The following is a 23,336-nucleotide window of genomic DNA, read 5'->3' on the forward strand; positions in this document are numbered from 1 at the left end:
TTGCGTATACTGCGCAGATGTTTTCCCCAACGGCTTTGCGTCCGCGGTACGCCAAGTGGCTGATCGCAACCGGACTCTTCCTGGTGCTCAGTGGTTGTGTTGAGAAACCCAACACACTGGAGCGCGTGAAGGAGGATGGCGTGCTGCGGGTGGTTACCCGAAACAGCCCCGCCACCTACTTCCAGGATCGCAATGGTGAAACCGGCTTCGAATACGAGCTGGTGAAGCGTTTCGCCGACGATTTGGGGGTGGAGCTGAAAATCGAGACCGCCGACAACCTCGATGACCTTTTCACCCAGCTGGGCAAGCCCAACGGCCCGGTACTGGCTGCCGCCGGCCTGGTCAGCAGCGAAAAACGCAAGAGTCAGGTGCGATTTTCCCACTCCTACCTCGAAGTCACCCCACAAATCATCTACCGCAACGGCCAGTCACGCCCCACCGACCCGGCCGCCCTGGCGGGCAAGAAGATCATGGTGCTCAAGGGCAGCACCCACGCCGAACAATTGGCGCAGTTGAAACAGAAATATCCCGGCATCGAATACGAAGAGTCCGACGCGGTAGAAGTCGTCGACCTGCTGCGCATGGTGGATGAAGGCCAGATCGACCTGACGCTGGTGGACTCCAACGAAGTGGCAATGAACCAGGTGTACTTCCCCAACGTGCGGGTCGCTTTCGACCTGGGCGATGCCAGCAACCAGAGCTGGGCCGTGGCCCCTGGCGAAGACAACAGCCTGCTCAACGAAATCAACGCCTACCTGGACAAAGTGCAGAAGAATGGCACCCTGCAACGCCTGAAGGATCGCTACTACGGGCACGTTGATGTCCTGGGTTATGTCGGCGCCTACACCTTCGCCCAGCATTTGCAGCAGCGTCTGCCCAAGTACGAGAAGCATTTCAAGAACTACGCCAAGGCGGAAAAAGTCGACTGGCGCCTGCTGGCGGCCATCGGCTACCAGGAATCACTGTGGCAGCCGACAGTCACGTCCAAGACCGGTGTGCGCGGCCTGATGATGCTGACCCAGAACACCGCCCAGGCCATGGGTGTGTCCAATCGCCTGGACCCCAAGCAGAGCATCATGGGTGGCGCCAAGTACCTGGCCTACATAAAAGAACAACTGGACGAGAGCATCGAGGAGCCGGACCGCACCTGGTTCGCCCTCGCCGCCTACAACGTGGGTGGCGGTCACCTGGATGACGCTCGCAAACTGGCGGCCAAGGAAGGGTTGAATCCGAACAAGTGGCTGGATGTGAAGAAGATCCTGCCGCGCCTTTCCCAGAAGAAGTGGTACAGCAAAACCCGCTACGGCTACGCCCGGGGCGGTGAACCGGTGCATTTCGTGGCAAACATCCGCCGCTACTACGACATCCTGACCTGGGTCACACAGCCGCAGCTCGAAGGCGACCAGGTGGCCGAGGGCAACCTGCACGTGCCGGGCGTCGACAAGAGCAAGCCAAATCCAGAAACCCCGCCGCTCTGAATCCCCAATACACTGAGGCCCCCTTGTGGGAGCGAGCCTGCTCGCGATAGCGGTGTGTCAGTCGACATCAATGGTGAATGTCAGACCGCTATCGCGAGCAGGCTCGCTCCCACATGGGCCCTGCGTATGCATCAAACTTTGGCGGCTGCCAGGATCAGCGCTTTCATTTCAGCCACCGCCGACTTGAACCCGACAAACAATGCATGGGCCACCAGCGCATGGCCAATGTTCAGTTCATTGATGCCCTTGATGGCCGCGACGGCCTCGACGTTGTGGTAATGCAAGCCATGGCCAGCATTCACAATCAGGCCCTGGGCCAGACCGAAGGCGACGCCGTCGGCTACCCGCTGCAGCTCTTCAGCCACCTCGGTGGGCGTTTGCGCATCGGCATAACGGCCAGTGTGCAGTTCGATGGCCGGGGCACCGACGCGCCTGGAGGCTTCGATCTGCCGCTCGTCGGCGTCGATGAACAGCGACACCTCTGCGCCGATCTTCGACAAACGCTCCACCGCCGCCCTGATCCGTGCTTCCTGCCCCGCTACGTCCAGGCCGCCTTCGGTGGTCAGCTCCTGACGCGTCTCGGGCACCAGGCAAATGTGCGCGGGGCGGATGCGTTCGGCAAACACCATCATTTCTTCGGTCACGCCCATTTCGAAATTCATGCGCGTTTGCAACACGTCCTTGAGCAGCAGTACGTCGCGCTCCTGGATGTGACGGCGGTCTTCACGCAGGTGCACGGTGATGCCGTCGGCGCCTGCCTCTTCAGCATCCAGCGCGGCCTTGACCGGGTCCGGGTAGCGGGTACCACGGGCTTGGCGCAGGGTGGCGACATGGTCGATGTTCACGCCGAGAAGAATGCGATTGCTGGTGCTCACGAAAAGCGCTCCTGAGATGGACAGAGATTCGGCCCACAGCATACGGGTTGATCAAGGCTTGCGAAACAGCTCGCGACTGACCAGCGGCCGACCGCCCAAATGAACCGCCAGGGCCTGGCGCATCAGACGCTTGGCCGCCGAGAGCGCGCCCGGCGCACTCCAGTCGGCCTCGGCCATGGCCAGAAGTTCGGTGCCATTGAACAACCCGGGTTGCAGCAGGTAGACCTGTTCCAGGCCGGCATCCACCTGCAGCCGATACAGACCGTCCGCTGCGATGGGCTCGCCATGCAGATCGGTGTTCAGGGCAAAACCGTAGCCCAGATCGTCCAGTAGCCGCCACTCGAAGGAACGCAACAGCGGTTCCAGAGGGCGACCTTCGGCCAGGGCCAACAGTGTGGCGGCATAGTGATCGAACACTGCGGGATGGGGGTCTTCGGCGGGCAGCAGGCGGATCAGCAGCTCGTTGAGATAAAGGCCGCTGAACAACGCCTCGCCGTTAAGCCAGGCCGCAACACCGTTACTTTCCATGCGCCCGACGTTCTTCAACTCGCCCCGCCCCCGGAATTCCACTTCCAGCGGCACGAACGGCCGCGCCAGCGTTCCGGCCTTGCCACGCGCGCTCCGCAACACCGCCCGCAGTCGCCCCTGGGGCGTAAGAAAGTCCACCAAGGCGCTGCTTTCGCGGTAGGCGCGCGAATGCAGGACGTAGGCGGGTTGGGCGGTGGGTTGGGTTGGCGGCATGGGATCGCAGCTCTCAATGAGTAAACGCAGTATTACTGACAACCACAAACCACTGTGGGAGCGAGCCTGCTCGCGATGAGGGACTGATATTCAACAGGAATGTTGACTGACAGACCGCTATCGCGAGCAGGCTCGCTCCCACAATGGAAATTCATGCACTCAGGAAGAGCTTTACAGGTCGCCGTAACCCAACGACCGCAGCGCCCGCTCATCATCGGACCAACCACCCTTCACCTTGACCCACAGGTTGAGCATGATCTTGGAGTCGAACAACAGCTCCATGTCCTTGCGCGCTTCGGTGCCGATGCGCTTGATACGCTCGCCCTTGTCGCCAATGATGATTTTTTTCTGGCCGTCGCGTTCGACGAGGATCAGCGCATGGATGTGCAGGGTCTTGCCCTGCTGCTTGAACTCTTCGATTTCCACGGTGATCTGGTACGGCAGCTCTGCGCCCAATTGGCGCATGATTTTCTCGCGCACCAGTTCGGCGGCCAGGAAGCGGCTGCTGCGGTCGGTGATCTGGTCTTCGGGAAAGAAGTGATCGTTTTCCGGCAGGTGCTCGGCGATCACTCGCTCCAGCGCATCGAGATTGTGGCCGTGCTGGGCCGAAATGGGCATGATCTGGGCCTTGGGCAATTGCTCCTGCAACCAGCTCAGGTGCGGCATCAATTCGGCCTTGTCTTCGATGCGGTCGGTCTTGTTCAGCGCCACGATCAAGGGACCTGTCACGTACTGGACGCGTTCGAGAACCATCTGGTCTTCTTCGGTCCACTTGGTGCGATCAACCACGAAGATCACCACATCGACGTCTTTCAGCGCCGCCGAAGCAGTCTTGTTCATGTAGCGGTTCAGCGCTTTTTCGCCACCTTTGTGCATGCCGGGGGTATCAACGTAGATCGCCTGTACGGCGCCTTCGGTCTTGATACCCAGCATGTTGTGGCGGGTGGTCTGGGGCTTGCGCGAAGTGATCGCCAGCTTCTGGCCCAGGATGTGATTGAGCAGCGTGGACTTGCCCACGTTCGGCCGGCCGACAATGGCGACATAGCCGCAGCGGGTGACGGTTGTATCAGTCATTGCCATTCTCCACGCCCAGGGCAATCAGTGCTGCGGCGGCCGCTACCTGTTCGGCAATACGACGACTCACACCCTGACCCCGGCTTTTTTCATTCAATAAGACCACTTCGCATTCGACGAAGAAGGTTCGGCAATGCGGCTCGCCCTGGATATCCACCACTTCGTAACGCGGCAACTCGCAACTGCGCGATTGCAGGAATTCCTGCAAACGGGTTTTCGGGTCCTTGTTGGTATCCACCAGCGTCAGGCTGTCGATCTCGGAGGTCAGCCAGGCCAGCACGCGCTCGCGCGCCATTTCCATGCCGGCGTCCAGGTAGATCGCGCCAATCAGCGCTTCCAGGGCATCGGCCAGAATCGACTCACGACGGAAACCGCCGCTCTTCAATTCACCGGAGCCCAGGCGCAGGTACTCACCCAGGTCGAAACCGCGGGCCAGCACGGCCAGGGTCTCACCTTTGACCAGGCGCGCGCGCAAACGCGACAACTGGCCTTCCCGAGCCAGCGGGAAGCGTTCGAACAATGCCTCGCCAGCCACGAAGTTGAGGATGGCATCACCCAGAAATTCCAGGCGTTCGTTGTTGCGCCCGGCAAAACTGCGGTGAGTGAGAGCCAGAAGCATCAGCTCCTGATCCTTGAAAGTGTAGCCGAGCTGACGCTCGAGACGGCTTAGAGAAACGCTCACGGTTTACCCACGCTGAGTTCGTGGCTGGATTCCACCACCACGGCCGCGAAGCGCCGTTGGCTTGGGACAATTAACGCTGTGTTCAAAAATGACGTCCTGACTATCGTTGGCTTCATGCCTTCGGGCAACCTTGTGCAGGCTCCAGAAATGCATTCGGCGCTGTGTTCAACAGCGCCGTGTGTGATTACTTGATCAGGCCAACCCGCGAGAAATTCGGCAGGTGACTGAGTTTGGGTTCCGGCCAGCTCATCCAGACCGCAAAGGCCTTACCGACGATATTACGGTCGGGGACCATGCCCAGCATGTCCTTGGGAATGTTCGGATCATCCCAGTACCGGCTGTCGTTGGAGTTGTCGCGGTTGTCGCCCATCATGAAATAGTGCCCGGCCGGCACGGTCCACGAATGGTCCGGTGCGGCGCGGTAACGGCTCATTTCCTTGCGGATAAGGTGTTCGGCCTCGCCGAGCTTTTCCTGGTAGAGCTCGGCGCTGCCCAGTGTGCCCGGCTCGGAGCCGATCAACCGTTCGGCCACCAGTTCGCCGTTGACGAACAGGCGCTTGTCGGCGCTGTAGCGAATCTTGTCTCCCGGCAAGCCGACCACACGCTTGATGTAGTTGACGTTCGGATCGCTCGGAAAACGGAACACCATGACATCGCCGCGTTGCGGGTCACCGATTTCGATGACCTTCTTGTCGATCACCGGCAGGCGGATCCCGTAGGAGAACTTGTTCACCAGGATGAAGTCGCCCACATCCAGGGTCGGCTTCATTGAGCCGGACGGGATCTGGAACGGTTCCACCAGGAACGAGCGCAGCACCAGTACGATGAACAACACCGGAAAGAACGACTTGCCGTATTCGACCAGCAGCGGTTCCTTGTTGAGCTTTTCGACCACCACCCCATCAGGCTGGCTGACGCTGCCCTGATAGGAGGCGATGGCAGCCCGGCGCCGCGGCGCCAGGAACAACAGATCAAGCAACGCCAACAGGCCGCAGACGAACACGGCGATAACCAGCAACAGCGGGAAATTTAGCGACATAGGACCTAACTATCCAACCTGAGCACCGCAAGGAAGGCTTCCTGTGGAATTTCCACGTTACCAACCTGCTTCATGCGTTTTTTACCGGCCTTCTGCTTTTCCAACAGCTTGCGCTTACGGCTGACGTCGCCGCCATAGCATTTGGCCAATACGTTCTTTCTGAGCGCCTTGACGGTTGTACGCGCCACAATCTGCCCACCAATGGCGGCCTGGATTGCCACATCGAACATCTGCCGCGGAATCAGTTCCTTCATCTTCTCGGTCAATGCACGACCTTTGTAGTGCGCGTTGTCACGGTGCACGATCAATGCCAGGGCATCGACTTTCTCACCGTTGATCAGCACATCCAGCTTCACCAGATTAGCCGATTGGTAACGATCGAAATGATAGTCCAGCGAAGCATAGCCGCGACTGGTGGATTTCAGGCGATCGAAGAAGTCCAGCACCACTTCGTTCATCGGCAGGTCGTAGGTCACCTGGACCTGGGTACCGAGGAACAGCATGTCGTGCTGCACGCCACGCTTTTCGATGCACAGGGTAATGACGTTGCCCAGATGCTCCTGCGGCACAAGGATGTTGGCCCGCACGATCGGCTCGCGCATATCCTCGATGGCCGACAGGTCCGGCAACTTGGACGGGTTGTCGACGTAGATGGTTTCGCCGTTCTTGAGCAGCAGCTCGAAAATTACCGTCGGCGCCGTGGTGATCAGGTCCAGGTCGTACTCGCGCTCCAGGCGCTCCTGGATGATCTCCATGTGCAGCATGCCCAGGAATCCGCAACGGAAGCCAAAGCCCAGGGCGTCGGAGCTTTCCGGGGTGTATTGCAGGGACGAGTCGTTCAGGGTCAGCTTTTGCAGGGCTTCGCGGAAATCCTCGAAGTCGTCGGAGCTGACTGGGAACAGGCCGGCGTAGACCTGAGGCTGGATACGCTTGAAGCCGGGCAGCACATCGACGTCGGGGGTGGAGCTCAAGGTCAGGGTGTCACCGACCGGTGCACCGTGAATGTCCTTGATGCCGGCGATGATGAAACCCACTTCACCGGCCTTCAGATCAACGGTGGCGGTGTGTTTCGGGTTGAAGACACCGACGCTGTCCACCAGGTGGATCTTGCCGGTGGATTTGACCAGGATCTTGTCACCCTTCTTGACGCGGCCGTGGCGCACGCGAACCAGGGAGACGACGCCCAGGTAGTTGTCGAACCAGGAATCGATGATCAACGCTTGCAGCGGATCTTCGATGTTGCCGGTCGGCGCGGGAATGGTGGTCACCAGGCGCTCGAGCACTTCGTCCACGCCCAGGCCGGTCTTGGCGCTGCAAGTGACCGCGTCGGTGGCATCGATGCCGATGATTTTCTCGATTTCTTCCTTCACGCGGTCCGGATCGGCCTGGGGCAGGTCGATCTTGTTCAGCACCGGCATGACTTCCAGGCCCTGCTCGATGGCCGTGTAGCAGTTGGCAACCGACTGCGCCTCGACGCCCTGGCCGGCATCGACCACCAGCAATGCACCTTCACAGGCCGCCAGCGACCGGCTGACTTCATAGGTGAAGTCGACGTGGCCCGGGGTATCGATGAAGTTCAGCTGATAGGTTATGCCGTCGCGGGCCTTGTAGTAGAGCGTAACGCTGTGGGCCTTGATGGTGATCCCGCGCTCACGCTCCAGATCCATGGAATCCAGGACCTGGGCTTCCATTTCACGCTCGGCCAGGCCGCCGCACATCTGGATGAAGCGATCAGCCAGCGTCGACTTGCCATGGTCAATGTGGGCGATGATGGAGAAATTGCGGATATGACTCAAATCACTCACGGATCAACACTCAAAAAGGCTGCAGGCATGGCCCGCCGAAAAATAGCCGGGAATTGTACCTGATACACCGCGCAAGTGGGAGCAAGCTTTGCTCCCACACAGCCTTGCCCCCACAGCCCCCTCGCCACCGGTGCGCTTATCAACCGGCCCGGCGCAACAGCCAGAACCCGGCCAACGCACAGACACCGGCCGGCACCAGCACCGCAAACAGCGGCGAGAAACCGAATACCAGGCTCGACGGCCCCAGCAAATCCTGAGCAATACGGAAGGTGAAACCCACCAGTACGCCGGTAAACACACGCTGACCGAGGGTCACCGAACGCAGCGGGCCGAAGATGAAGGAAATCGCCATCAGCACCAAGGCTGCGGTGACCAGCGGCTGCAACACCTTGACCCAAAAAGCCAACCAGTAGCGACCGTTGTTCAAGCCCTGATCCGCCAGATAGTGGATATACCCCCACAAACCGGTAATCGACAGGGAGTCCGGCGCCATCACCACAGTGCTGAGCAACTGCGGGCTCAGCGCCACGTCCCAACGCTCTTGCGGCGCGGCGACCACTTCAGTGCGCTTGTCATGGAACAACGTGGTGGTGACATCATTGAGCTGCCAGTGATCTTCAACAAACTTGGCGCGCTTGGCGAAGCTCGACGACAGCATGTGCCGCTGGTCGTCGAAACGGTAGCGGGTCACGCCATACAGGACACCGTTGGGCTGGACCGAGTTGATGTGGATGAACTCGTCACCCTGGCGGTGCCACAGGCCGTGCTTGGCGCTTTGTGCGTCGCCACCACCCTGGGCCAGGGAACGGTTGGCCTGAGCGGTGTTTTCGGTGGCCGGGGCAACGTATTCGCCGACCAGCAAACCCACCAGCATCAGCACCAGCATCGGCTTCATCACGGCCCAGACGATCCGACCAACGGAAACACCGGCGGCGCGCATGATGGTCAGCTCGCTGTTACTTGCCAGGCTGCCCAGGCCGATCAGGCAACCGATCAGCGCCGCCATCGGCAACATGTCGTAGAGCCGCCGCGGGGCGGTCAGCAATACGTAGCTCAACACGTCCATCAAGGTATAGGTGTCGCTGACATCACCCATTTCATCGATGAAGGCGAACAGGGTCGCCAGGCCAAGAATGATCCCCAGCACCGCGAGAATCGCCATGAACACACTGCTGCCGATGTACCGATCGAGTTTAACCACGGGCCACCTCTAGCGCGCTGCGACGACTGGCCAGCTTCAGGCGCAGTGGTTCCCAGTAGAGCAACCCGAGGCCAATCGCCAGGAAGATCGAATGCACCCACCAAAGGCCCAGCGCGGGCGGGATCTTGCCTTTCTCCAGCGCGCTACGGGCGGAAATCAGGATGGTCAGGTAAGCCATATACAGAAGAATCGCCGGTAGCAGCTTGAGGAAACGGCCCTGGCGCGGATTGACTCGCGCCAGCGGGACCGCCATGAGGGTCACGATGAATACCAGCAGCGGCAGCGAAAGGCGCCATTGCAATTCAGTGCGCGCCCGAATGTCGTTGTTGCCCAGCAAGCTGGAGGTGGGCATGGCATCGCGGTCGGTGACTTCGTCGCTGACCTCGGGCTTGGGCAGCAATACGCCATAGGTGTCGTACTTGATGGCCCGGTAATCGGCCTGCCCCGGCTTGCCGTCGTAGCGGTAGCCGTTTTCCAGGATCAGGTAGCGGTTGCCGTCGGGGTTGATTTCCTGACGCCCCTTCTCAGCCACCAGCACCGAAATGCCGCGGTCCTTCTTGGTGTCGGAAGACACGTTCTTTTGCGTAATGAAGACGCCGCCCAGGTCGACCCGGTCTTCCGAGAGTTCTTCGGTATAGGTGACGCGAGTCCCGTCGCGCAGGGCCTGGAAGCGCCCGGGCACCAAGGTGTCGAACTCGGTCAGGGCGTCCTGCTGGTTGATCAGCATCTGGAACTGGTTGGCTCCCTGGGGCGCCAGGCTAAGACTCAGCCAGGCCACAACCAGCGCCACCAGAGTGGCCGGGAAGAGGGTCATGCGAAACAGACGTTGCTGGCTCATGCCGGTGGCCGACAGCACGGTCATTTCGCTGTCCAGGTACAACCGGCCGTAGGCCAGCAGAATGCCCAGGAACAACCCCAGCGGCAGGATCAATTGCAAAAAGCCCGGCAGGCGGAACCCCATGATCAGGAACAGCGAGCCTGGATCCAGCGCGCCGGAGGCCGCCTGGGCGAGGTATTTGATGAAGCGCCCGCTCATGATGATGACCAGCAGCACGGCGCTGACGGCGCTCAGGGTCAGCAGGACTTCGCGGGATAGATAACGGAAGACGATCACACCAGACACTCCAGGGCTGTCAGGCTAGGATTTGTACGAAAAGTGCCTGCGCGACGATCATGCTGCGTTGAAAACAGGCTCGGAATGCTCATTGACAACCAGTCAACTCCGCTTCCTCGCCTGTTTTCGCCTTGCCTGATCGCCGCTCGGCGACTTTTCATACAAACCCTAAGGCGGCCAAACAAGCAAACGTATCGAGCCGGCCCGCCACAGCGCGCCGCCGAAAAAAGAGCCGCATTATCCTGTGATTGGGGGCGCCTGTCACTTCGCACGCTTTAACCCGGTGCTTAAAGCCACAATTTAGCGCTGTCGGTGGGGTTGTCAGGCCCTGGCGCCGGGGTTCAAACTGCGGCCTTTGTCGCCGGCAAGCACCGGCGCTTCTCTTATATAGAAGAAGCTCGCTCAGCGCGCCATTGTGTCGGCGCCTGGCATCTTGACCATTCATTCAGGGATCCGGACATGGAACTGGTTGTAAAAAGCGTCAGCCCAGAAACGTTGAAAACCGCCACGCTGGTGGTTGCCGTCGGTGAAAACCGCCAGCTCGGCGTCGTCGCCACCCAACTCGACAGCCTGAGCGGCGGTGCCATCAGCGCTGTGCTCAAGCGCGGCGACCTGGCTGGCAAAGTCGGCCAGAGCCTGTTGCTGCACAACCTGCCCAACCTCAAGGCCGAGCGCGTGCTGCTGGTGGGCGTGGGCAAGGACGCCGAACTGGGCGACCGTCCGTTCCGTAAAATCATCGCCGGCGTGTTGGGCACCCTCAAGGGTCTGGGTGGCGCTGATGCCGTCCTGGCGCTGGACGAGTTGGTGGTCAAGGGTCGCGACAGCTACGGCAAAAACCGCCTGCTGGCTGAAACCCTGGTGGACGGCGAATACCAGTTCGACCAGTTCAAGAGCCAGAAAGCCGAACCCCGCGCCCTGAAAAAAATCACCCTGCTGACCATCAAGGCTGCCCAGGCTGAAGTTCAGCGTGCCGTGACCCACGCCACCGCGATCGCCAACGGCATGGCCTTCACCCGCGACCTGGGCAATCTGCCACCGAACATCTGCCACCCGACGTTCATGGGTGAACAGGCCAAGGCGTTGGGCAAGGAATTCAAGGGCCTGAAAGTCGAAGTCTTCGACGAAAAGAAAATCAAAGACCTGGGCATGGGCTCGTTCTATTCCGTCGGCCAGGGCAGCGCACAGCCGCCACGCCTGATCGTCATGCAATACAACGGTGGCAAGAAGTCCGAGAAGCCGTACGCACTGGTCGGCAAGGGCATCACCTTCGACACCGGCGGCATCAGCCTCAAGCCGGGCGCCGGCATGGATGAGATGAAATACGACATGGGCGGCGCCGCGAGCGTGTTCGGCACCCTGCGCGCCGTGCTCGAACTGCAACTGCCGATCAACCTGGTGTGCATCCTGGCCTGCGCCGAGAACATGCCCAGCGGTAACGCCTCGCGTCCAGGCGACATCGTCACCACCATGAGCGGCCAGACCGTGGAAATCCTCAACACCGACGCCGAAGGCCGCCTGGTGCTGTGTGACGCCCTCACCTACTCCGAACGCTTCAAGCCGCAAGCGGTGATCGACATCGCCACCCTGACCGGCGCCTGCGTCGTCGCCCTCGGCGCCCACACCTCGGGCCTGCTGGGCAACAACGACGAGCTGATCGGCCAACTGCTCAGCGCCGGCCAGCAAGCCGACGACCGCGCCTGGCAATTGCCGCTGTTCGACGAATACCAGGAGCAGCTGGACAGCCCGTTCGCCGACATCGCCAACATCGGCGGCCCGAAAGCCGGGACGATCACCGCGGCGTGCTTCCTCTCGCGCTTCACCAAGAACCTGAACTGGGCGCACCTGGATATCGCCGGCACAGCCTGGACCAGCGGCGGCAAGGACAAGGGCGCCACCGGCCGGCCGGTTCCCCTGCTGACCCAATACCTGCTGGACCGCGCCAAGGCCTGACACCGATGACCGGCGTTGGCGTCGCCTTCGGGCGGCGCCAATGGCGGCTCAGGAACTGCAATGACCAAAGTCGATTTCTACATCCTGCCCAGCGCCGATCCGTCGGCGCGGCTGGATTTCGCCTGCAAGCTCACCGAAAAGGCCTGGCGCATGGGCCACCGCATCTACCTGCATTGCAGCGATGCCGCCCAGCGCGATGACCTCGATGCACGCCTGTGGGCCTTCAAGGGCGAGAGCTTCGTACCCCATGGCCCGGCCGAAAACGAACCCGAAGGATTGATCGTGCTCGGGCTGGGAGATGACTGCGGTCAGCACCAGGACTTGCTGGTCAACCTTGACCTGAAAGTGCCGCCTTTTGCCCAGCGCTTCGCCCGTGTGGCGGAAGTGGTGGTGGAAGACCCGGGCATCCGGCAAGCCGCGCGGGAGAGTTTCCGTTTCTACCGCGAACAGGGCTATCCTCTGCAAGACCACCGTTTACAGCGACTCTGAGCCCACGATGGACACTCCAAAACCGCCACAAAAGCCCACGCACCTGCTGGACGACCTCGAGTCGATCCGCCAACTGCTCGGCGACGACAACCTGCAACCACCGCTGTTGACCGATACGGTGGAGCACGAGCCTGAGCATGACGAGCAGATTCCACTGCTGTTCGAGCCGATCAACGGCCAGCCCGAACCCAAGCCGGCGCCCAAGGCCGAGGCCAAAGGCCCCGATGCGCTGTTGCACCTGGAAAGCGAACTGCGCGCCGCCGCACAATTGATCATGCAAGACGTTATCGACGACTTCGCTCCGCACATCGAGACCGAGATCAAGCGCCGGCTGGATGCGCGGATGGAGCGATTGCTGAGTCAGTACGAATAACGCCCTCTGCCTCATTGTGAACATCCTGTGGGAGCGAGCCTGCTCGCGATAACGGACTGTCAGTCCCCATTGATGTTGAATCTGCTGGCCTCATCGCGAGCAGGCTCGCTCCCACAGGGTTCAACCGTGTCCGGCTTCTCGCTTGCTGCGTGTGGCTTGCATCTCCCCCGCCCGCTATACTTCCCGGCTTTTCCTGAATAAATGCCAATAGGGTCCCGCCGCGCATGGATAAGACCTACCAGCCGCACGCCATTGAAACTTCCTGGTACAACACCTGGGAGTCCGAGAATTATTTCGCTCCGCAAGGCGCGGGCGATTCCTACACCATCATGATCCCGCCGCCGAACGTCACCGGCAGCCTGCACATGGGCCACGGTTTCAACAACGCGATCATGGATGCCCTGATCCGTTTCCGCCGTATGCAAGGCCGCAACACCCTTTGGCAGCCGGGCACCGACCACGCTGGCATCGCCACGCAGATGCTGGTGGAACGTCGCCTCGAAGCCCAGGGCCAGAACCGCCATGACCTGGGACGCGAGAAATTCCTCGAGAAAGTCTGGGAATGGAAAGACGAGTCCGGTGGCAACATCAGCCGCCAGATCCGTCGCCTGGGCTCGTCCGTGGACTGGAGCCGCGAACGTTTCACCATGGACGACGGTCTCTCGGAAGCGGTGAAAGAAGCCTTCGTGCGCCTGCATGAAGACGGGCTGATCTATCGCGGCAAGCGCCTGGTCAACTGGGACACCAAGTTGCATACGGCCATTTCCGACCTCGAAGTGGAGAACCACGACGAGAAAGGCTTCCTGTGGAACCTGAAGTACCCGCTGGCCGACGGCGCCAAGACCGCCGAAGGCAAGGATTACCTGATCGTCGCCACCACGCGCCCGGAAACCATGCTGGGTGACTCCGCCGTTGCGGTGAACCCGAACGATGAGCGCTACCAAGCCCTGATTGGCAAGTTCGTCGAGCTGCCCCTGGTTGGCCGGCGCATTCCGATCATCGGCGACGATTACTGCGACCCCGAATTCGGCACCGGTTGCGTGAAAATCACCCCGGCCCACGATTTCAACGACTACGAAGTCGGCAAGCGCCACAACCTGCCGCTGCTGAACATCTTCGACAAGAACGCCAACGTGTTGCCGGCGGCCCAGGTGTTCAACCTCGACGGCACGCTGAACGAAAGCGTCGACGGCCAGATCCCGGCCGAATACGCCGGCCTGGACCGCTTTGAAGCGCGCAAGCAGATCGTCGCGGCATTCGACGCAGCCGGCCTGCTGGTCAGCGTCGATGATCACGGCCTGAAAGTGCCGAAAGGCGACCGCTCCGGCACCATCATCGAGCCGTGGCTGACCGATCAGTGGTACGTGTCCACCAAACCGCTGGCCGAGCCTGCGATCGCTGCGGTAGAAGATGGCCGCATCCAGTTCGTGCCCAAGCAATACGAAAACATGTACTTCTCGTGGATGCGTGACATCCAGGACTGGTGCATCAGTCGCCAACTGTGGTGGGGCCACCGCATCCCGGCCTGGTACGACGAGTCAGGCAAAGTCTACGTCGGCCGCGATGAAGCCGAAGTCCGCGCCAAGCACAACCTCGGTCCGGACGTAGCTCTGCAACAGGACAACGACGTACTCGATACCTGGTTCAGCTCGGGCCTGTGGACCTTCTCCACCCTGGGCTGGCCACAGCAGACCGAGTTCCTGAAGAAATTCCACTCCACCGACGTACTGGTCACCGGCTTCGACATCATTTTCTTCTGGGTCGCCCGGATGATCATGCTGACCATGCACTTGGTGAAAAACGAAGACGGCACGCCACAAGTCCCATTCAAGACCGTCTACGTGCACGGCCTGGTGCGCGATGGCCAGGGCCAGAAGATGTCCAAGTCCAAGGGCAACGTCCTGGACCCGCTGGACATCATCGACGGCATCGATCTGGAAACCCTGGTGCAGAAACGCACTTCGGGCCTGATGCAGCCAAAACTGGCGAAGAAAATCGAGAAGGCCACCCGCGAAGAATTCGCCGACGGCATCGCCAGCTACGGCACCGACGCCCTGCGCTTCACCTTCTGCTCGCTGGCGTCTACCGGTCGTGACATCAAGTTCGACATGGGCCGCGTCGAGGGTTATCGCAACTTCTGCAACAAGATCTGGAACGCCGCGCGCTACGTACTGGACAAGGGCGAAGACTGCGGCCAGAACGGCGAAGCCTTTGAGCTGACCCTGGCTGATCGCTGGATTATTTCCCAGCTGCAACGCACCGAAGCCGAAGTGACCCGCCAGCTCGATCAGTTCCGTTTCGACCTGGCGGCACAAGCGTTGTACGAGTTCATCTGGAACCAGTATTGCGACTGGTACCTGGAACTGTCCAAACCAGTGCTGTGGGACGAAAACGCCCCGGTCGAACGCCAGCGCGGCACCCGCCGCACCCTGGTGCGCGTGCTGGAAGTCGCCCTGCGCCTGGCGCATCCGTTCATGCCGTTCATCACCGAGGAAATCTGGCAGCGCGTTGCGCCGCTGGCGGGCGCCCAAGGCAAGACGATCATGCTGCAGCCGTGGCCGGTGGCCAACGAAACCCGCATCGACCCGGCCGCCGAAGACGACATCGAATGGCTCAAGACCTTCATGCTGGGCCTGCGTAACATCCGCGCCGAAATGAACATCGGCCCGGGCAAACCGCTGAACCTGTTCCTGAACAATGCCAGCGCCGAAGACCTGCGCCGCCTCCACGAGAACGAAGCACTGCTCAAGAAACTGGCCAAGCTCGAATCGGTGACCGTCCTGGCCGCTGGCGAAGAAGCGCCGCTGTCCGCCACCGCCCTGGTCGGCGAGATGGAAGTGCTGGTGCCGATGGCCGGCCTGATCGACAAGGCCGCGGAACTGGCGCGCCTGGACAAGGAAATCCTGCGTTTGAAGGGCGAAGTCCAGCGTGTCGGCGGCAAACTGTCCAACGCCGGTTTCGTTGACAAGGCGCCGGCTGAAGTCATCGAGAAGGAACGCGCCAAACTGGCCGAGGCTGAACAGGCCTTGGGCAAGCTGGCCGAGCAACATGCGCGGATCTCTAGCCTGTAACGGGGATTTGCAATGAAGAAGGAGGTCCTGATGGACCTCCTTTTTTATGCCTGGTACTTTCTAGTGAACACGCTTGCCCCCTGTGGGAGCGAGCCTGCTCGCGATGACGGCGGTACATTCAACATTGGTGCAAGCTGACCCACCGCTATCGCGAGCAGGCTCGCTCCCACAGTAGATCGCGCCGATCGTTGCAGTTGGGTTCGCAGGGGCAGGATGTGGGACAATGCCCGCCACTTTTTGAACCCTCCCCGAATCGACCCGCACATGACCGCCCCTCGCACGCCCAAGCCAGCACGTTCCAAGCCCAAACCCGCCACGGAGGCCAAAGTGCCGCGGGAGAAGGCCACCCTGCACCCACGCAATCGCCACCAGGGTCATTACGACTTCCCGGCATTGATCAAGTCCACGCCCGAATTGGCGAAGTTCGTGATCATCAACCCCTATGGCAAGGAAAGCATCGATTTCGCCAGCCCGGAAGCCGTACGGGTGTTCAACCGGGCGCTGCTCAAGTCCTTCTACGGCATCGCCCATTGGGACATTCCGGCCGACTACCTGTGCCCTCCGGTGCCAGGACGTGCGGACTACGTGCATTTCCTCGCTGATTTACTGGCCAGTCACAACGAAGGAACGATTCCACGCGGGGCGGCGGTGAAGGTGCTGGACATCGGCACGGGGGCCAACTGCGTGTACCCGCTGATCGGCTACAGCGATTACCGCTGGCATTTCCTCGGTTCGGAGATCGATCCGACGGCCGTTGCCTCGGCCAAAGCCATTGCCCAGTCCAATGGATTGAACAAAGTCATCCAGTTGCGCCAGCAAGCCAACCGCAAGCAGATCCTGTTGGGTTTGCTGGAAGAGGCCGAGCGGTTCGACCTGACAATGTGCAACCCACCCTTCCACGCCTCCCTGGAGGAAGCCACCAAGGGCAGCCAGCGCAAATGGCGTGCGCTGGGCAAGGCCGACCCGAAGCGCAAGCTGCCGGTGCTGAATTTTGGCGGTCAGGCGGCGGAGTTGTGGTGCGAGGGCGGAGAGGCCCGGTTTGTGACGCAACTGATCGGCGAGAGCGCACAGGTGGCCAGCCAGGTGCTGTGGTTCAGCACGCTGGTGTCAAAGGCGTCGAATCTACCGGCGATTCAAACCGCCTTGAAAAAGGCCGGGGCGCTGCACAGCCAGGTGGTGGAAATGTCCCAGGGGCAGAAGCAGAGCCGCTTTGTGGCCTGGACCTTCCAGACCGAGGCACAGCAGCAGGCGTGGCGCCAGTCGCGTTGGGTTCGCAAGGGCTGAGTGGGAGCAAGGCCTTGCTGCCACAAATGCCCTGACCACAGATCACTTTTTCCAAGGCAATAAAAAACCGTGCCCGGATCACTCCGCAGCACGGTTTTCTTTTAAACGCGATCTTACTTGTTGATGCCGTCGGTCAGCGCTTTGGCTGGAACGAACTTAACAACTTTCTTGGCAGCGATTTCGATGGCTGCGCCAGTCGAAGGGTTGCGGCCGGTGCGGGCAGGACGCTCGGTGACTTTCAGCTTGCCGATGCCTGGCAAGGTGATTTCGCCGCCATTTTCCAGCTGATCGGCAACGATCTGACCCAGTTGGTCCAAAGCGTTACGCGCGGTGGTTTTAGGCGCGTCGATAGCTTCAGCGATGTCAGCGATCAGTTGGTCTTTAGTAAGAGCCATGTAGTGTTCCTTCCCTATCAAATTCATATGGATTGCAGAGTGCAGTGTCAGCCATCGAGCCCGATCTCAGAGGATCAGACACCCTCGGTAATCACCACGACGGATCGGGGTAATAGATGCCGAAAACCGGGTTTGGTTCGACCTGACAAATGCTGAATGCACGCTTAACGCAGTGACTTCGCGTAAGACCGGGCAAAACTAGCACAACGCCTGTGAAATATCCGCCTCTAGCTACCCATTTGGTCAGCTTTCTTGCGCGAAAACGGTAAAAAAATGCATATGGCATGTCGGACGGGTCTGAAAGGGGCTTTGCAGGGTTCCAAAACCAGTGATTGCGGTACACTGGGCCTTTTTGGGGGAGCGCGCCCTCCTCTCTTTCATCAGCCGAGAAATCCATGCCGATCCGTCATTGCATCGTCCACCTGATCGACAAAAAACCCGACGGCACGCCCGCCGTGCTCCATGCCCGTGACTCCGAGTTGAGCGAGTCCACGGCCATCGAGAACATGCTCGCCGACCTCAACGAGAGCTACAACGCCAAACAAGGCAAGGCCTGGGGCTTCTTCCATGCCGAGTCCGGGGCGCACCCGTTCAGCGGCTGGCTGAAGGAGTATCTCGACGGCGGCAAGGACTTCACCGCATTCAGTCGCGTAGCGGTGGAACACCTGCAAAAGCTGATGGAAGAGTCCAACCTCTCGGTGGGCGGCCACGTGCTGTTTGCCCATTATCAACAGGGCATGACCGATTACCTGGCGATCGCCCTGCTGCACCACAGCGAAGGCGTGGCGGTCACCGACGAGCTGGACGTGACCCCTTCCCGTCACCTTGATCTGGGCCAACTGCACCTGGCAGCGCGGATCAATGTGTCGGAATGGCAGAACAACAAACAGTCCAGGCAGTACATCTCGTTCATCAAGGGCAAGAACGGCAAGAAGGTCTCGGAATATTTCCGCGACTTCATCGGCTGCCAGGAAGGCGTCGACGGCCCCGGCGAAACCCGCACCCTGCTCAAGGCCTTCAGTGATTTCGTCGAAAGCGAAGACCTGCCCGAAGACGACGCCCGGGAGAAAACCAAGACCCTGGTGGATTACGCCAGCAGCCAGGCCAAGCTCGGCGAGCCGATGGGCCTGGAAGAGCTGTCCGAACTGATCGACGAAGATCGCCCGAAAGCCTTCTACGACCACATTCGCAACAAAGACTACGGGTTGTCGCCGGAGATTCCGGCGGATAAACGCACCCTCAACCAGTTCCGCCGCTTCACCGGCCGCGCCGAAGGCTTGTCCATCAGTTTTGAAGCCCACCTGCTGGGCTCCAAGATCGAATATGACGAAGAAGCCGGCACGCTGATCATCAAGGGCCTGCCCACGGCGCTGACCGATCAGCTCAAGCGCCGTAACTGATGCTCGCAAAGGTTCTGAAGAAGTTTCTGCTGATTTTGCTGGTGGTTGTGGCATACCAGAACTGGGGCAAGATCGAGCGGGTACTCACCCCCTCGCAGATGCTGCCTGAACAGATCCGGGCCAATGCCCGGGTCGTGCTGTATGCCACCGACTGGTGCGGTTACTGCAAGGCGACCCGACGGTTCCTGGATGAAAAAGGCGTGCCCTATCGCGAGTTCGATATCGAGAAAGACGCTCAGGCGCGCAAGGCCTATGAGGCGCTGGGCGGGCGCGGGATCCCGATTCTGGATGTAAATGGCACGCTGATTCGTGGTTTTGAGCCGCAGAACATCCTCGAGGCACTGTCCGCGAAATAGGTTTGTCCGCTAGCGATGATGCTGGATCTGATGGCCTCATCGCGAGCAGGCTCGCTCCCACAGGGATTCGTGGCGGACACCAAGCCTGTTACCACTGCAAATCCAGTGTGGGAGCGAGCTTGCTCGCGATGGCGGTGGTCCAGTCAGAGCGCCAGCCCTGGGTAGACGGTAAGCGCCCATTGATCGGGACTGTCAACTCCTACAGTATCAATGCCTGAAATAGCGTTCATTTTTTATATGCCCCCTCAGCCGAAGCCGTCGCTGAGCCGAACCTCTTGCGAGAACGCCTGAACAGACGGAGCATATAAAATGAACTCGATACAGCCCTACCCAGCCCGAAACCGCGTTATAAAAATCACCCACCGCGCCCTGGTGTTGTCTTTCATTGCGATCTACGCCGGTTCCGCCTCTGCCGCGCAATACACCTGCCAACTCTTCCTGCCACCGAACCAAACCGTGATACAAACCACCATCGTATTCAACGGGAGCAGCACGAGCGATGCAATCCGCCGCGCCACAACGATCTTCGACCTGCAAGGCCTTATTCCTCCCAATGCGCCACACCTGGTTCAATGCGAGTTGTAATATCGGGTGATCGCTTCTGGAATAAAAGCCCGGAATTGCCTGCTCCGGGCGACAGATCGACTTTAATCGAGCGCCTGACCTTCTTATCAGGTTGATAATTGAAAACCCAGCCGTGGAAAGTGCACATGCACCACCCCGCCAAGCGCGTCTTCGCGACGCAGGATCAGCTCTTCACGACCGGCAAACAACAACTCTCCGGCCACCGGGTCGACGCCATAATCGGTTGCGGCAATCGTCACCGGCTGCCCTTTCGTGAACCCGTTCGGTTCCTCGAATGACTCATCCGGCAGCGCTGCCGGCGCAGCGTTGCGAGCCACTTCCAAAGCCTCTTCGGAACTCATCGCGTTCGACGCGCCATGGCCAAAACCCAGCACTCGCGCCAACCATGCCGAGATCGCCGGGTAGGTGTCTACCAGCGGCGAAGTCACCGCAGTGCCTTTGAGAAACCACAGAGGGTGAGCCATGGCGAAGTCGGCAATCGATGGATCGCCCAACAGAAAGTCACCCTCCTCGCGCTGCAACTGTTGCTCAAGACGCGCCATGATCGTGGGCCATTGGTGCTTGGCCTGTTCGGCAGACAGATGCTTGGTCGTACCGCCACTGAACAGCCCGGCCCGATCGCTGATAAACGTCTTGATGACTTCAGGCGGCAACTTGGCGAAACGCACCGCCACCGACTCCGGCTGAAACACCAGGCTTACCGCATGTTGAAACACCACCGAATCGGCCCATGCGGCAAAAGACGCTGCAATCATCTCCCGGCCTTCGGGAAACAGCGCCGGCGAAGCTTTTTCCTGCTCTAACCGACGGGCGATCAGCGCCGTGTCGCAATAGATATCCGCGCCGATCTGCAATACCGGGGTCTTGCGGTAGCCGCCCGTCAGTGCCGTCAGGTCGGGCTTGGGCATCATTGGCGGGATATGCACCGAACGCCAGGACAGGCCCTTGAAACCCAGTAACAAGCGGGCTTTCTCGGCGAAGGGAGACGTCGGGTAATGATGAAGAATCAGCTCTGACATGAGGTTCGCCACTGCGGGGAGGAAGTCCCGCAGCTTAGCGTGCCAGGGCCCGACAGCCTACCCTTCTGATGAAGCCGTATCAGCGCGGTTGATGGAACATCGATGCGCTCGCCACCAGGCACTCCTTGGCGCTTTTCTTGAGTTTCTTGATCAATCGCTCCTGGCGCAGGGCTTCGCCCTTGTCGCGACAGGCTTCGGTGTACACCAACGCCACCGCCGGGCTGGAAAGGAAAAAACGCGCGCCCTTGCCGCTTTGATGCTTGGCGAAACGCCGAACCGGGTCATCACTGATGCCGCAGTACAGCGAACCGTTGGCGGCCCGCACCAGGTAGACGAACCAGGGTTTGCCCGGTTCGGCTGCAGCTTGCCCTGGCAGGTCGGAGGATGGGTTGGCGGTCGTCACAGGATGTTCAGCAGACGTGTAGAAAACAAGCCGCAATCTTATCAGCGACTGGCCTGAAACGCCCGTAGCCCCTTGAGGGCCTGGGCTCTGACGGCATTGCGCACCAGCGGCGTCCAACCCAGCAGCAGGCCCTTGGTGCCCAATGCCTGGCGGGACCAGCGCCACAGATCAAAACTGTCATGGTGCTCGCAAATCTTGCCGTCGCGAAACACGAACCGTGCCTGAATGTCATTGACCACCGTGTTGCCGGTCTGACTGAACAGGTAAGTCGCCACCCAGTGGGCACCGCCGGTACGCTCATCGCTGCGCACGTTATCGAAGGTCAGGGAAAAATCCTTGGCCCGAGTGGTGAGCATGCGCCACATGTCGCCGGCATCGCGCCCGCGCAGTTCACCGAACGCCGGGTCGCTGAACACCACGTCGTCGGTGTAGCAGGCGCTCATGGCGTCGGCATCCAGACGCTGGAAGGCCTGGTAGAAGCGGGTGATCAAGGCGTTGTGGGCATCACTCATGGACAAGCTCCAAAAATCTTCAGTAGAGCTGCACGATAATCTGCTCTGGCGAGGAACACTATCGTCATTCGCCATGAAAATAACATCAGCGAAGATCACTGACTCTTTCGCTGCTGACCCCAACGTATAGCGCCCGGCCGGCCCCGATGCCCGCGATGATCGCGCCCAGGCCAATCACACCGAAGATCCAACCCAGAGCACTCCAGCCGCCGGTCCAGTCGTGGACCACCCCGACCGCGAACGGCCCCATGGACGCCAAGGTGTAGCCGAACCCCTGGGCCATGCTGGAAAGATTCGCGGCCACATGGGCGTCCCGCGAGCGCAGCACGATCAGCGTCAGCGCCAGGCTGAACGTTGCTCCCTGCCCAAGCCCCAGCAGGATCGCCCAACCCCACAAACCTTCAATGGGCGCATAGAGGCATCCAAACAGCCCGCCCAGAGTCATGACCATGACGATCACAATGGCCAGGCGTTGATCCTTGCCCCGAGTCGCCAGCCAGGGCGCCGCCAGGGAACTGATCAGTTGCACGATGACCGAGCCGGACAACACCAGCCCGGCCTGGGTCGGCGTCAGGCCACGGCCAATGAGGATCGACGGCAGCCACCCGAACACGATGTAGGCCAGGGACGACTGCAACCCCATGTACAACGTCACCTGCCAGGCCAACGGGTCACGCAGCAAACCGCGAACCCGATATGCCACCTGATGAGCACCGTGTTTCTGGCCCACTTGCGGCAGCCAGAACACGGCGGCCAGCAGCGCCGGCACCACCCAGAAACCCAGGCCCATCGCCCAGCTGTGATTCAGATGCTCGCTCAACGGCACGGTGGCCCCGGCCGCCATCGCCGCCCCCAGGCACAGCGCCATGGTGTAGACGCCGGTCATGGCGCCGGCGTGTTTGGCGAAGTCACGCTTGACGATGCCCGGCAACAGTACACCGATCACACCAATGCTCGCACCGGCCAGGATGCTGCCAGCAAACAAGCCGATCTGGCCGAAAGAACTGCGCAAAATGATCCCACCGGCCAGGGCCAGCAAGATTCCCAACACCACCCGCTCAGCTCCAAAGCGCCGCGCCAGCACCGGCGCCAGCGGTGCGAACAGGCCCAGGCAAAGCACTGGCAGCGTCGTCAGCAAGCCGGCCTGGGCAGCCGACAAACCAAGGCTTTTTGAAACTTCACTAAGCAATGGGGCCATGCTCGACAGCGCCGGACGCAGGTTCAGCGCCACCAGGATCAACCCGAGCAGTAACAGCCAGGGTTTGCGCAGCAATGGAGGGGCCTGCTGGGTCTGCTCATCGTCGGTTTCGGCGTCGATCAGCAAATGCTCAAGCTCTGCGGCGCGTTTGGGCGTCGTCGGGGTCATGCGGTCAAGCGTATCGCGGGACATGGAAAGCTCTGGTTCAAGGTTCATTGATCAACTGTCGACGGAGGGCCTTGGCCTATTGCCGAACCTGTTGTTCGACAGCGTCGAGGATTCGATGTGCAGA

The 23,336-nt window shown here is 60.6% G+C and carries 22 protein-coding genes; 9 read left to right on the forward strand and 13 right to left on the reverse strand.

What is annotated here, in order from left to right; translation table 11 throughout:
- The first annotated feature begins 17 nt into the window (after positions 1 to 17).
- Positions 18 to 1,478 (forward strand): membrane-bound lytic murein transglycosylase MltF, encoded by a 1,461-nt coding sequence (gene mltF, locus GKKCFE_RS20545; RefSeq protein WP_047228886.1) that lies wholly within the window; start codon positions 18 to 20, stop codon positions 1,476 to 1,478.
- Between the two features lie 131 nt (positions 1,479 to 1,609).
- Here the strand turns inward: mltF and pdxJ are convergent, their stop codons facing one another.
- From pdxJ to lptF, 8 genes are all read right to left on the reverse strand, one after another.
- Entirely contained in the window at positions 1,610 to 2,353 is a 744-nt protein-coding gene (gene pdxJ, locus GKKCFE_RS20550; protein ID WP_047228885.1) for a pyridoxine 5'-phosphate synthase, read from the reverse strand.
- A 51-nt stretch (positions 2,354 to 2,404) separates the two neighbouring features.
- Positions 2,405 to 3,094, reverse strand: a complete 690-nt coding sequence (recO, locus tag GKKCFE_RS20555; RefSeq protein ID WP_047228884.1) for a DNA repair protein RecO — start codon at positions 3,092 to 3,094, stop codon at positions 2,405 to 2,407.
- 171 nt (positions 3,095 to 3,265) lie between these two features.
- The gene (gene era, locus GKKCFE_RS20560; RefSeq protein ID WP_139049216.1) at positions 3,266 to 4,168 is read right to left on the reverse strand and encodes a GTPase Era; all 903 of its coding nucleotides are present in this window, start codon (positions 4,166 to 4,168) and stop codon (positions 3,266 to 3,268) included.
- Entirely contained in the window at positions 4,161 to 4,850 is a 690-nt protein-coding gene (gene rnc, locus GKKCFE_RS20565) for a ribonuclease III (RefSeq protein ID WP_047228882.1), read from the reverse strand. Before rnc ends, era begins: the two co-directional genes overlap by 8 nt.
- Before the next feature lie 184 nt (positions 4,851 to 5,034).
- Positions 5,035 to 5,889, reverse strand: a complete 855-nt coding sequence (gene lepB / locus GKKCFE_RS20570) for a signal peptidase I (protein ID WP_047228881.1) — start codon at positions 5,887 to 5,889, stop codon at positions 5,035 to 5,037.
- Positions 5,890 to 5,894: 5 nt separating this feature from the next.
- Complete coding sequence (gene lepA / locus GKKCFE_RS20575) at positions 5,895 to 7,694, reverse strand: translation elongation factor 4 (protein ID WP_047228880.1); 1,800 nt, start codon at positions 7,692 to 7,694, stop codon at positions 5,895 to 5,897.
- Between the two features lie 139 nt (positions 7,695 to 7,833).
- The gene (gene lptG, locus GKKCFE_RS20580) at positions 7,834 to 8,895 is read right to left on the reverse strand and encodes an LPS export ABC transporter permease LptG (protein WP_139049215.1); all 1,062 of its coding nucleotides are present in this window, start codon (positions 8,893 to 8,895) and stop codon (positions 7,834 to 7,836) included.
- Entirely contained in the window at positions 8,888 to 10,009 is a 1,122-nt protein-coding gene (gene lptF / locus GKKCFE_RS20585; RefSeq protein ID WP_047228878.1) for an LPS export ABC transporter permease LptF, read from the reverse strand. The genes lptG and lptF overlap by 8 nt, the downstream gene beginning before the upstream one ends.
- 459 nt (positions 10,010 to 10,468) lie before the next feature.
- On the opposite strand from lptF, the gene GKKCFE_RS20590 reads away from it, so the two are divergent.
- The 5 genes from GKKCFE_RS20590 to rlmF all read left to right on the forward strand — a co-directional run bounded on the left by GKKCFE_RS20590 (position 10,469) and on the right by rlmF (position 17,176).
- A complete protein-coding gene (locus GKKCFE_RS20590; protein WP_047228877.1) occupies positions 10,469 to 11,959 on the forward strand; it encodes a leucyl aminopeptidase in 1,491 nt (496 codons plus the stop codon).
- A 60-nt stretch (positions 11,960 to 12,019) separates the two neighbouring features.
- Positions 12,020 to 12,448: a DNA polymerase III subunit chi gene (locus tag GKKCFE_RS20595; protein WP_047228876.1), complete on the forward strand. Its 429-nt coding sequence runs from the start codon at positions 12,020 to 12,022 to the stop codon at positions 12,446 to 12,448.
- Between the two features lie 7 nt (positions 12,449 to 12,455).
- A complete protein-coding gene (locus tag GKKCFE_RS20600; RefSeq protein ID WP_047228875.1) occupies positions 12,456 to 12,821 on the forward strand; it encodes a hypothetical protein in 366 nt (121 codons plus the stop codon).
- Between the two features lie 224 nt (positions 12,822 to 13,045).
- Positions 13,046 to 15,892, forward strand: coding sequence for a valine--tRNA ligase (locus GKKCFE_RS20605; RefSeq protein ID WP_139049213.1), 2,847 nt, complete (start codon positions 13,046 to 13,048; stop codon positions 15,890 to 15,892).
- Positions 15,893 to 16,156: 264 nt separating this feature from the next.
- Entirely contained in the window at positions 16,157 to 17,176 is a 1,020-nt protein-coding gene (gene rlmF / locus GKKCFE_RS20610) for a 23S rRNA (adenine(1618)-N(6))-methyltransferase RlmF (RefSeq protein WP_445577036.1), read from the forward strand.
- 113 nt (positions 17,177 to 17,289) lie between these two features.
- On the opposite strand, the gene GKKCFE_RS20615 is transcribed toward rlmF, so the two are convergent.
- Positions 17,290 to 17,571 carry an HU family DNA-binding protein gene (locus GKKCFE_RS20615; RefSeq protein WP_047228872.1) on the reverse strand — a complete coding sequence of 94 codons (282 nt, stop codon included), beginning with the start codon at positions 17,569 to 17,571 and terminating at the stop codon, positions 17,290 to 17,292.
- 395 nt (positions 17,572 to 17,966) lie between these two features.
- Here GKKCFE_RS20615 and yejK point away from each other — a divergent pair, with 395 nt between their 5' ends.
- The 3 genes from yejK to GKKCFE_RS20630 all read left to right on the forward strand — a co-directional run bounded on the left by yejK (position 17,967) and on the right by GKKCFE_RS20630 (position 19,912).
- A complete protein-coding gene (yejK, locus tag GKKCFE_RS20620) occupies positions 17,967 to 18,971 on the forward strand; it encodes a nucleoid-associated protein YejK (RefSeq protein ID WP_139049210.1) in 1,005 nt (334 codons plus the stop codon).
- Positions 18,971 to 19,327, forward strand: coding sequence for a glutaredoxin family protein (locus GKKCFE_RS20625; RefSeq protein WP_139049209.1), 357 nt, complete (start codon positions 18,971 to 18,973; stop codon positions 19,325 to 19,327). The genes yejK and GKKCFE_RS20625 overlap by 1 nt, the downstream gene beginning before the upstream one ends.
- A gap of 309 nt (positions 19,328 to 19,636) precedes the next feature.
- The gene (locus GKKCFE_RS20630; RefSeq protein WP_445577037.1) at positions 19,637 to 19,912 is read left to right on the forward strand and encodes a hypothetical protein; all 276 of its coding nucleotides are present in this window, start codon (positions 19,637 to 19,639) and stop codon (positions 19,910 to 19,912) included.
- An 86-nt stretch (positions 19,913 to 19,998) separates the two neighbouring features.
- On the opposite strand, the gene GKKCFE_RS20635 is transcribed toward GKKCFE_RS20630, so the two are convergent.
- From GKKCFE_RS20635 to GKKCFE_RS20650, 4 genes are all read right to left on the reverse strand, one after another.
- The gene (locus GKKCFE_RS20635) at positions 19,999 to 20,931 is read right to left on the reverse strand and encodes a glutathione S-transferase family protein (RefSeq protein ID WP_139049207.1); all 933 of its coding nucleotides are present in this window, start codon (positions 20,929 to 20,931) and stop codon (positions 19,999 to 20,001) included.
- Positions 20,932 to 21,010: 79 nt separating this feature from the next.
- The gene (locus tag GKKCFE_RS20640) at positions 21,011 to 21,334 is read right to left on the reverse strand and encodes a GIY-YIG nuclease family protein (protein WP_076383632.1); all 324 of its coding nucleotides are present in this window, start codon (positions 21,332 to 21,334) and stop codon (positions 21,011 to 21,013) included.
- A 41-nt stretch (positions 21,335 to 21,375) separates the two neighbouring features.
- Complete coding sequence (locus GKKCFE_RS20645; RefSeq protein ID WP_047228866.1) at positions 21,376 to 21,846, reverse strand: nuclear transport factor 2 family protein; 471 nt, start codon at positions 21,844 to 21,846, stop codon at positions 21,376 to 21,378.
- 85 nt (positions 21,847 to 21,931) lie between these two features.
- Positions 21,932 to 23,260, reverse strand: a complete 1,329-nt coding sequence (locus GKKCFE_RS20650) for a CynX/NimT family MFS transporter (protein ID WP_107321922.1) — start codon at positions 23,258 to 23,260, stop codon at positions 21,932 to 21,934.
- Positions 23,261 to 23,336 lie beyond the last annotated feature (76 nt).

Source organism: Pseudomonas sp. E141, assembly GCF_052659885.1.

Coding starts and splice junctions, on each gene's coding strand:
- mltF (WP_047228886.1), top strand. CDS start 18: ATGTTTTCCCCAACGGCTTTGCGTCCGCGGTACGCCAAGTGGCTGATC.
- recO (WP_047228884.1), bottom strand. CDS start 3,094: ATGCCGCCAACCCAACCCACCGCCCAACCCGCCTACGTCCTGCATTCG.
- era (WP_139049216.1), bottom strand. CDS start 4,168: ATGACTGATACAACCGTCACCCGCTGCGGCTATGTCGCCATTGTCGGC.
- lepB (WP_047228881.1), bottom strand. CDS start 5,889: ATGTCGCTAAATTTCCCGCTGTTGCTGGTTATCGCCGTGTTCGTCTGC.
- GKKCFE_RS20590 (WP_047228877.1), top strand. CDS start 10,469: ATGGAACTGGTTGTAAAAAGCGTCAGCCCAGAAACGTTGAAAACCGCC.
- GKKCFE_RS20595 (WP_047228876.1), top strand. CDS start 12,020: ATGACCAAAGTCGATTTCTACATCCTGCCCAGCGCCGATCCGTCGGCG.
- GKKCFE_RS20600 (WP_047228875.1), top strand. CDS start 12,456: ATGGACACTCCAAAACCGCCACAAAAGCCCACGCACCTGCTGGACGAC.
- GKKCFE_RS20605 (WP_139049213.1), top strand. CDS start 13,046: ATGGATAAGACCTACCAGCCGCACGCCATTGAAACTTCCTGGTACAAC.
- rlmF (WP_445577036.1), top strand. CDS start 16,157: ATGACCGCCCCTCGCACGCCCAAGCCAGCACGTTCCAAGCCCAAACCC.
- GKKCFE_RS20615 (WP_047228872.1), bottom strand. CDS start 17,571: ATGGCTCTTACTAAAGACCAACTGATCGCTGACATCGCTGAAGCTATC.
- yejK (WP_139049210.1), top strand. CDS start 17,967: ATGCCGATCCGTCATTGCATCGTCCACCTGATCGACAAAAAACCCGAC.
- GKKCFE_RS20625 (WP_139049209.1), top strand. CDS start 18,971: ATGCTCGCAAAGGTTCTGAAGAAGTTTCTGCTGATTTTGCTGGTGGTT.
- GKKCFE_RS20630 (WP_445577037.1), top strand. CDS start 19,637: ATGAACTCGATACAGCCCTACCCAGCCCGAAACCGCGTTATAAAAATC.
- GKKCFE_RS20635 (WP_139049207.1), bottom strand. CDS start 20,931: ATGTCAGAGCTGATTCTTCATCATTACCCGACGTCTCCCTTCGCCGAG.
- GKKCFE_RS20645 (WP_047228866.1), bottom strand. CDS start 21,846: ATGAGTGATGCCCACAACGCCTTGATCACCCGCTTCTACCAGGCCTTC.
- GKKCFE_RS20650 (WP_107321922.1), bottom strand. CDS start 23,260: ATGAACCTTGAACCAGAGCTTTCCATGTCCCGCGATACGCTTGACCGC.